The organism is Anaerophaga thermohalophila DSM 12881, assembly GCF_000191885.1.
GTDB classification, from domain to species: domain Bacteria; phylum Bacteroidota; class Bacteroidia; order Bacteroidales; family Marinilabiliaceae; genus Anaerophaga; species Anaerophaga thermohalophila.
The window spans coordinates 1-6122 of record NZ_AEWI01000065.1; the positions used below are offsets into that span (position 1 = coordinate 1).

Below are 6122 nucleotides of genomic sequence, written 5' to 3' on the forward strand. Positions count from 1 at the left end.
CTGTCGTAAAGGCCTAAGAGCGAAAACCAAGACTGATACGCTCCCTACCAAAACGGTAAGCTGACAGGTTATGAGCGTTTAACGCAGCTCATACGAAGATGTTGTTCAGCCGGCAGACAGGATGGGCCCAGTGTCGTGTCATGTATAAAATGACGTATAAGTTGAAACTGATTTTTGCTTTTTTCAAGATGAGAAAAAGCGAGCATAGCCATAGCTACGTAAGCTTTTTATCATGAAGAAAAAACGAAAATCAGTGATGCTTGGTGCGGTATTTTATGCATGATACGACACTCGACTCACATTAGCTGTTATTAGAGCGGAACGTGGAAGCCCGGCGCTCTCTCCCATCTGTTTCGGGTAAACAAACGGGATAAAACCATAACCGTAAGGCATTGGGAAGCGTCGGACAGAGAGGTTGAACGAAGCGAAGGCCGGTTTGTAACGAGTCGGATAGTGATGGAAACATCATCACGGGGCGAAAGCCCGCTGACCTTCAACTGGTGCTTTATGGCAAAAGGCTTTATAGAACCGATGAATTGAGAAAAAGCAAATGAACGAGGATTCTTTCCATCGTGTGCCTCTCAAGACAATGTGTCAATTGGCTATAAAGTGGAAGTTGCTAAGGTAACACCGTTAAGTTACCGGGTGAACTCAGAAATGAGACTGCCTTAAAAGTGCTTGAGCCGTATGATGGGAATTGGAAATCATGCATTCCCTGTGGTACATCAATTATGAATGCATAAACTATCACGTACGGTTCTTAGGGGGGAAGGGAGGATTTTACTCCTCCTGACCTACCCGGTTGGTGCATATGGACGAACATTCCGACAATGATTTGATAAACCGAAACAAATTAATTAACTTTGACGTTAGTAATGTAAAACGACAGTATGATTGTTTCATTTGGTTCAAAAGATACCGAGAAAATATGGAATGGAGAACGAGTAAAAAAGATGCCGATTGAGATACAGCAGATTGGACGGAGAAAACTGAGGATGATTAACAACTCCCAAAATTGGTCTGATTTGAGAATCCCTCCATCCAATAGACTTGAGAAATTAAAAGGTTCCGATTTTTATAGTATCAGGATTAATGACCAATGGAGAATTGTATTTAGGTGGATTGATAATAATGCACACGATGTTGAGATAATTGATTATCATTAAAAATTGGAGGATTAAAATGGAAAAATTAGCAAACATACATCCAGGAGAGATTTTACTAGAGGAATTTTTACGTCCTCTTGAGATTACTGCTTATAGATTATCAAAGGATACAGAGATACCGCAGACCCGTATTTCGCAGATAATTAAAGGAAAAAGGAGGATAACGGCTGATACTGCATTGAGATTTTCTTCATATTTCGGTACGACTGCAAAATTTTGGCTTGGACTTCAAGATGACTATGATATCGAAGAAGAGAGAAAAGACAAGCAGGACATATTGACAAAAATAAAGATAAACGCACCACAACAGCCGGTATAGTGCATGCCGGTTTCAGTGGGTTTTTGAGCGTTTCGTCCCGCCTCGTAGGTTTGTACCGGGGGATACAGATGCAGCACCGCAATCCGGCACGTTTCATACCTCCAAACGTTGTTGCGACACGAAACCGCTCTATATAATTGTTTTACAGGGCAATGGCCCTGATAAAAAAAACCTATTGTTCTTCCAATAGTATCCTACCGGGACAGCGGATGTATAGCTTGCCCTGTTAAATATAATTTTCACAGGGTGAACCATTATCAGTTGAAGCTCCCGGGATAAGTGTACCAATCGTCAGGATTTCGTATCCTATAGGCGTGGCACGAAACCGCGAGGCGGACTGTCATCGGGGTCTTAGACCGATTAAGGGCATGGATGCGTGAGCATGGCTAAAACATTTGAATATTCCGTAACTGTCGTAAAGGCGTAAGAGCGAAAACCAAGACTGACACGCTCCCTGCCAAAACGGTAAGCTGACAGGTTATGAGCGTTTAACGCAGCTCATATGAAGATGCTGTTCAGCCGACAGACAGGATGGGCCTATAGAAGAGAAACCTTAGCTAAAGAATGAAGACAAATTACTACTTTTATTGTCAACGATAATATAGATAGTAATAGCAGCCAGGTCTTCCCTCACCGGAACGGCCTTAAAAATGCCTGAGCCGTGTACCGGGAATTGAAAATCATGCATTCCTTAAAATATCAATTATGAATGCATAAACTGGCACGCACGGTTCTTAGGGGGCGTAAGCTACCCGGTTAGCGCATTAAAAAAATGACATTAAAAGACTATTTCATAAAATAAAATTATACATTTCCGACAACATTCATTATCTTTACTAAGAGAAAACAGATAAATGGTTTACATATTAGACGTAAAAAACGACCAATTAGTAAAGGCAGAAATTGTTGTCCCTGAACCCAAAGAAATACCACTAAAAAAAGACGGATGGAATTTCAACTGGAGAGAATTAAGCAAGGGAAAAAATTCCAGAACTTTCATTTTAAGGACAATTGGACTAAATCCAAGCGTTGAAGGTGCTGTACAACTAAAGATAGAAAATGAAATGCTCATTATGAACACTTTAGAAATAGCACCACACAACATCGGACAAAAGAATAAGAAACATGATTATGTCGCCGGTTGCTTGATTGCTTTTGCTTGTAAAGAGAGTTTTAAATTGAAAAGTGCTTACAAAGGATTTCTAACCTTTATGGCAAAAACAAGCCTAATGAAATGGTATTCGAAAAAATATGGTGCATCAGTAGGTCTTGGGCAGAGAATGTATATTGATAGTGACCACGGGCTGAAATTGATTAATGAATACCTCGAAAGAAAATAAATGCTATGAAACGAGATAATAACACAGAGCCAACTAATGGAATGTTGACAAATCAAATGGATACTGGGACAGATGAATTTAAGGATTTCCAGGCCATAATGTTAAATAAGGCGAAAAGTCGGTCAGAAGCAGAAAAAAGAGAAATTGAATTGCTGTCCATCAAGTTTCAAATGCAAGATTATTTGGAATCTGAAGAGGCTGAGCTTAAACTTCCAGGGGAATTTTTAAAAGAATACTTGAGAACACTGGGAATACCTCAAAAGAAATTTGCTCATTACATTGAAATAAATCCTTCTAATTTGAGCAAATTAATAAACGGAGAGAGACCGATAAATTATGAATTAGCAATCATCTTGGGAAAAATTTTCAATAATGACCCAATGCTTTGGATTGAAATTCAGGCAAAAAACGAACTCAAAAAAATCAGAAAAACCAAAACGAGACGATTTAATAATTACTCATTAAAAGACTTAATGACCTGATAGAAAACGATCTACAACAAAACTATCATACGCCAGCCGTGGCATCCACAGCATATTGAGAGTTTCGCTTTGCCCTCTCCCATACGTTCAAGCCGATAAAGCCACAGCTGGTCTGAAAGCCACGCCCAGACGCATATAGTCGGGACGTTGCCTGCTATAGCAAAATGAAAAAACCTCAAAAAATAATCATGATTTGACTTTGAAAAAGTAAACTGAATAGTTAACTTCGTAAAATAATTAGAAAGGTAATTGCATACAAAGGCAACTTTATCAAATTTTACAAAGAGCAAGACCCTAAAACGCAGAAGAAAATTGAATTCGTACTTGATTTAGTGAGATTTGAAAGACAAGTTCCAAAGAAGTTTTACAAGTTACTTGAAAACACAAATGGAATTTGGGAAGTAAGAGTCATAACAACATTCAAAAGTCTTCGAATTCTTTGTTTTCAAGATAAAGGAGAACTTGTAGTGCTTACAAATTGCTTTCTTAAAAAATCGCGGAAAACCCCAAAACAGGAAATAAAAAAAGCGGAAAAACTGAAAAAAGAATATATGATTGAAAAATATGGAGGGCAATAAAATGAAAAACGTGACTGATTTTGATGACTTACTAAACGAAAAATACGGGAAAAAAGGAACCCCAACGAGAGACAAATATGACGCTGAATCCTTAGCGTTTAGACTTGGCGTAATGCTTAAAGAAGCACGAAAAGAAGCAAAAGTAACCCAAGAAGAACTTGCAACAAGAACAGGAACGAAAAAAAGTTATATATCAAGAATTGAACGCGGACAAAGTGACATTCAATTTTCAACTTATTACAAATTGATTGAAATTGGTCTAGGAAAACATTTAAACATATCGATTGGATAACAAGCTACAGCAGGCAACAATCTGCATACGCAAGCCGGGGCTCCACAGTATATTCAACCATTCGTTTTTCCTTGCTCCCCGCTCATGGCTTGAAACAATCGTATCGGGTTTGAAAGTCCCGGCATGACGCATCCCGCAGCCGTTCGAGCACATAAAAACGAACAACACAGCATAAAATAAACATATATAATGAGAAAAATAATAATCGGATTTTCACTGTTAGTTTCAAGTGTAACTTTTGGGCAAAAAGACTTTCAAGTATTGCATAATGAGAAAATTGTCGGGAAAAGTTTAATTGACAACACCGAAATTAAAGGAACAGAATACGTATTTCCTGAAAGAATTCATGAAACTTTTCTTGATACAACAAACGGATTTTTAACAGTCCAGCTACGTGGATTGAGAAAAGAAAAATGGTTATCTAATAAAGGTAATATCTTGCAATATGACTTGAATAATAAAAACATATTGTGGAGTAAAAAGATTGCTTATCAAACCAGTAATCTACAGCAATTTAGTAACACGATGATTTTTACGGTTGCAAATAAAAGTAACTGCTTAGACATCAGGACTGGTAATGAAATTTGGGAAGTAAAAAACAATATCTACTATGTTGACCCGGGAATAATATTGGAATTGGCTACCGTTTTAAAAACTCGACTGGTTATTCAAATGAGCTAGAAGGAATTGATTTGAAAAGTGGAAATGTAATTTGGAAAAGGGATTTAAACAGAGAATACGGTTGGAATGATATCTTTTACACAAATGATTCAACGATGATTGTTGTTGCAGCAGGATTACATTCAATAAATATCAATAGCGGAAAAGGTTGGGATTATAATACGATAACCGGGGAAAAGGATTATACAGGAACAGCTGCTGCAAATGCTGTTGGAGTAGCAGCAGGATTATTGACTGGAACATTTGTCATGTCGACAGGACACAATTTAATTAGAGACGTGGTTTCAAATAGCCTTGTTGACAGTTTATACATATATTTTGCATCAAAAGAACAATTGTCAAAAATTGATAAGCAAACCGGTGAAATCGCATGGAAATATACTTTCCCAAATGATTTAGCAAGTAAGTCGACGATTTTTATGAATGACAGCGCAATTTTTATGATAAATAAAGGTTGTGCTTTTATGGGTTATAGACAAGTGGATTTTGGGAAACCTTTTATTGCTGCGTTCAATAGGAAAACCGGAAAACAAAAATATCTGACACTTATAAATGTAAAAAAAGACCCAATCCTTGCATTTAAGATATTACAAGATGAAGTATACTTAGTTTTTAAAAATAGAATTGCTAAATATTCGATTAAAACAGGATCCCAAATAATTGAAAAGGAATTTTCTCAAGACAATTACGGTGATTTAAAGCACTTTGTCGGGAATCAAGTATATGTGACAAATGAAAATGACCATTTAGAAAGCCTAACTCAATCAGATACTTCTAAAGTCTTTGTTTTTACAGATCAAGGTAAAATATTATCAGTTGACAGTCAATTAAATGTTACAGACACGATTGACTATGAAGATTTAAGTATTTATTATTTACGGATAGCTGATTTAAAATTTATTGCAAAGGACAATCAAACATTGATTATTGACAACTACGGAAAGCGGATTGCAGAGATTGAAGCAACAACAAATGCTTTTCTTAGTGGAGAAACATTGTATGATAAGCGAGATAATAGTTTTATTGCAGTTGACTTGAGAGAAATAATTAAAAATGAATGAATTACGTTTTCTGACACGCAGTCATAGCCAATAAGGGTTCCCGAGTTATGCTAAGTTTTGTAACCCGATGCAACAAGTGTAAAAAAAAAGACAGACATAGCAGTCAGATACGATTTTGACAAAATTAAAATAAGAAAGGATTTAGCTTATTGATAGGACAGTGCAAACTTGGAGGAATTTATTTTGTTTTTTTCTCCCCCCCC

At 36.8% G+C, this 6122-nt stretch carries 9 protein-coding genes; 8 read left to right on the forward strand and 1 reads right to left on the reverse strand.

The genetic code is table 11. The annotated features are described in order from the left end of the window. The first annotated feature begins 890 nt into the window (after positions 1 to 890). Together ATH1_RS0114685 and ATH1_RS0114690 are read left to right on the forward strand one after the other, a co-directional pair. Positions 891 to 1166, forward strand: a complete 276-nt coding sequence (locus ATH1_RS0114685) for a type II toxin-antitoxin system RelE/ParE family toxin (RefSeq protein ID WP_010423281.1) — start codon at positions 891 to 893, stop codon at positions 1164 to 1166. 16 nt (positions 1167 to 1182) lie between these two features. Next, complete coding sequence (locus ATH1_RS0114690) at positions 1183 to 1485, forward strand: HigA family addiction module antitoxin (RefSeq protein WP_010423283.1); 303 nt, start codon at positions 1183 to 1185, stop codon at positions 1483 to 1485. Positions 1486 to 2038: 553 nt separating this feature from the next. Here ATH1_RS0114690 and ATH1_RS22500 read toward each other — a convergent pair. After that, positions 2039 to 2173 carry a hypothetical protein gene (locus ATH1_RS22500; protein WP_280959772.1) on the reverse strand — a complete coding sequence of 45 codons (135 nt, stop codon included), beginning with the start codon at positions 2171 to 2173 and terminating at the stop codon, positions 2039 to 2041. 166 nt (positions 2174 to 2339) lie between these two features. Between ATH1_RS22500 and ATH1_RS0114695 the strand changes: the two genes are divergently transcribed. The 6 genes from ATH1_RS0114695 (at position 2340) to ATH1_RS0114720 (ending at position 5919) form a co-directional block, all read left to right on the forward strand. Continuing rightward, a complete protein-coding gene (locus tag ATH1_RS0114695) occupies positions 2340 to 2825 on the forward strand; it encodes a hypothetical protein (RefSeq protein WP_010423285.1) in 486 nt (161 codons plus the stop codon). Positions 2826 to 2830: 5 nt separating this feature from the next. Continuing rightward, on the forward strand, positions 2831 to 3307 hold the full coding sequence (locus ATH1_RS0114700; RefSeq protein ID WP_245531814.1) for a HigA family addiction module antitoxin: 477 nt from the start codon (positions 2831 to 2833) through the stop codon (positions 3305 to 3307). A 269-nt stretch (positions 3308 to 3576) separates the two neighbouring features. After that, complete coding sequence (locus tag ATH1_RS22830; RefSeq protein WP_425358289.1) at positions 3577 to 3885, forward strand: type II toxin-antitoxin system RelE/ParE family toxin; 309 nt, start codon at positions 3577 to 3579, stop codon at positions 3883 to 3885. Next, positions 3872 to 4177 carry a helix-turn-helix domain-containing protein gene (locus ATH1_RS0114710; protein ID WP_010423291.1) on the forward strand — a complete coding sequence of 102 codons (306 nt, stop codon included), beginning with the start codon at positions 3872 to 3874 and terminating at the stop codon, positions 4175 to 4177. The genes ATH1_RS22830 and ATH1_RS0114710 overlap by 14 nt, the downstream gene beginning before the upstream one ends. A 189-nt stretch (positions 4178 to 4366) precedes the next feature. Further along, positions 4367 to 4858 carry a hypothetical protein gene (locus ATH1_RS0114715; protein WP_010423293.1) on the forward strand — a complete coding sequence of 164 codons (492 nt, stop codon included), beginning with the start codon at positions 4367 to 4369 and terminating at the stop codon, positions 4856 to 4858. Between the two features lie 11 nt (positions 4859 to 4869). Beyond that, entirely contained in the window at positions 4870 to 5919 is a 1050-nt protein-coding gene (locus ATH1_RS0114720; protein WP_029164159.1) for an outer membrane protein assembly factor BamB family protein, read from the forward strand. The last annotated feature ends 203 nt before the right edge of the window (positions 5920 to 6122 follow it).

Excerpts from the sequence above, each read along its gene's own strand:
- ATH1_RS0114700 (WP_245531814.1), top strand. The coding sequence starts at position 2,831 with ATGAAACGAGATAATAACACAGAGCCAACTAATGGAATGTTGACAAAT.
- ATH1_RS0114685 (WP_010423281.1), top strand. The coding sequence starts at position 891 with ATGATTGTTTCATTTGGTTCAAAAGATACCGAGAAAATATGGAATGGA.
- ATH1_RS0114715 (WP_010423293.1), top strand. The coding sequence starts at position 4,367 with ATGAGAAAAATAATAATCGGATTTTCACTGTTAGTTTCAAGTGTAACT.
- ATH1_RS0114710 (WP_010423291.1), top strand. The coding sequence starts at position 3,872 with ATGGAGGGCAATAAAATGAAAAACGTGACTGATTTTGATGACTTACTA.
- ATH1_RS0114695 (WP_010423285.1), top strand. The coding sequence starts at position 2,340 with ATGGTTTACATATTAGACGTAAAAAACGACCAATTAGTAAAGGCAGAA.
- ATH1_RS22500 (WP_280959772.1), bottom strand. The coding sequence starts at position 2,173 with ATGCATGATTTTCAATTCCCGGTACACGGCTCAGGCATTTTTAAGGCC.
- ATH1_RS0114690 (WP_010423283.1), top strand. The coding sequence starts at position 1,183 with ATGGAAAAATTAGCAAACATACATCCAGGAGAGATTTTACTAGAGGAA.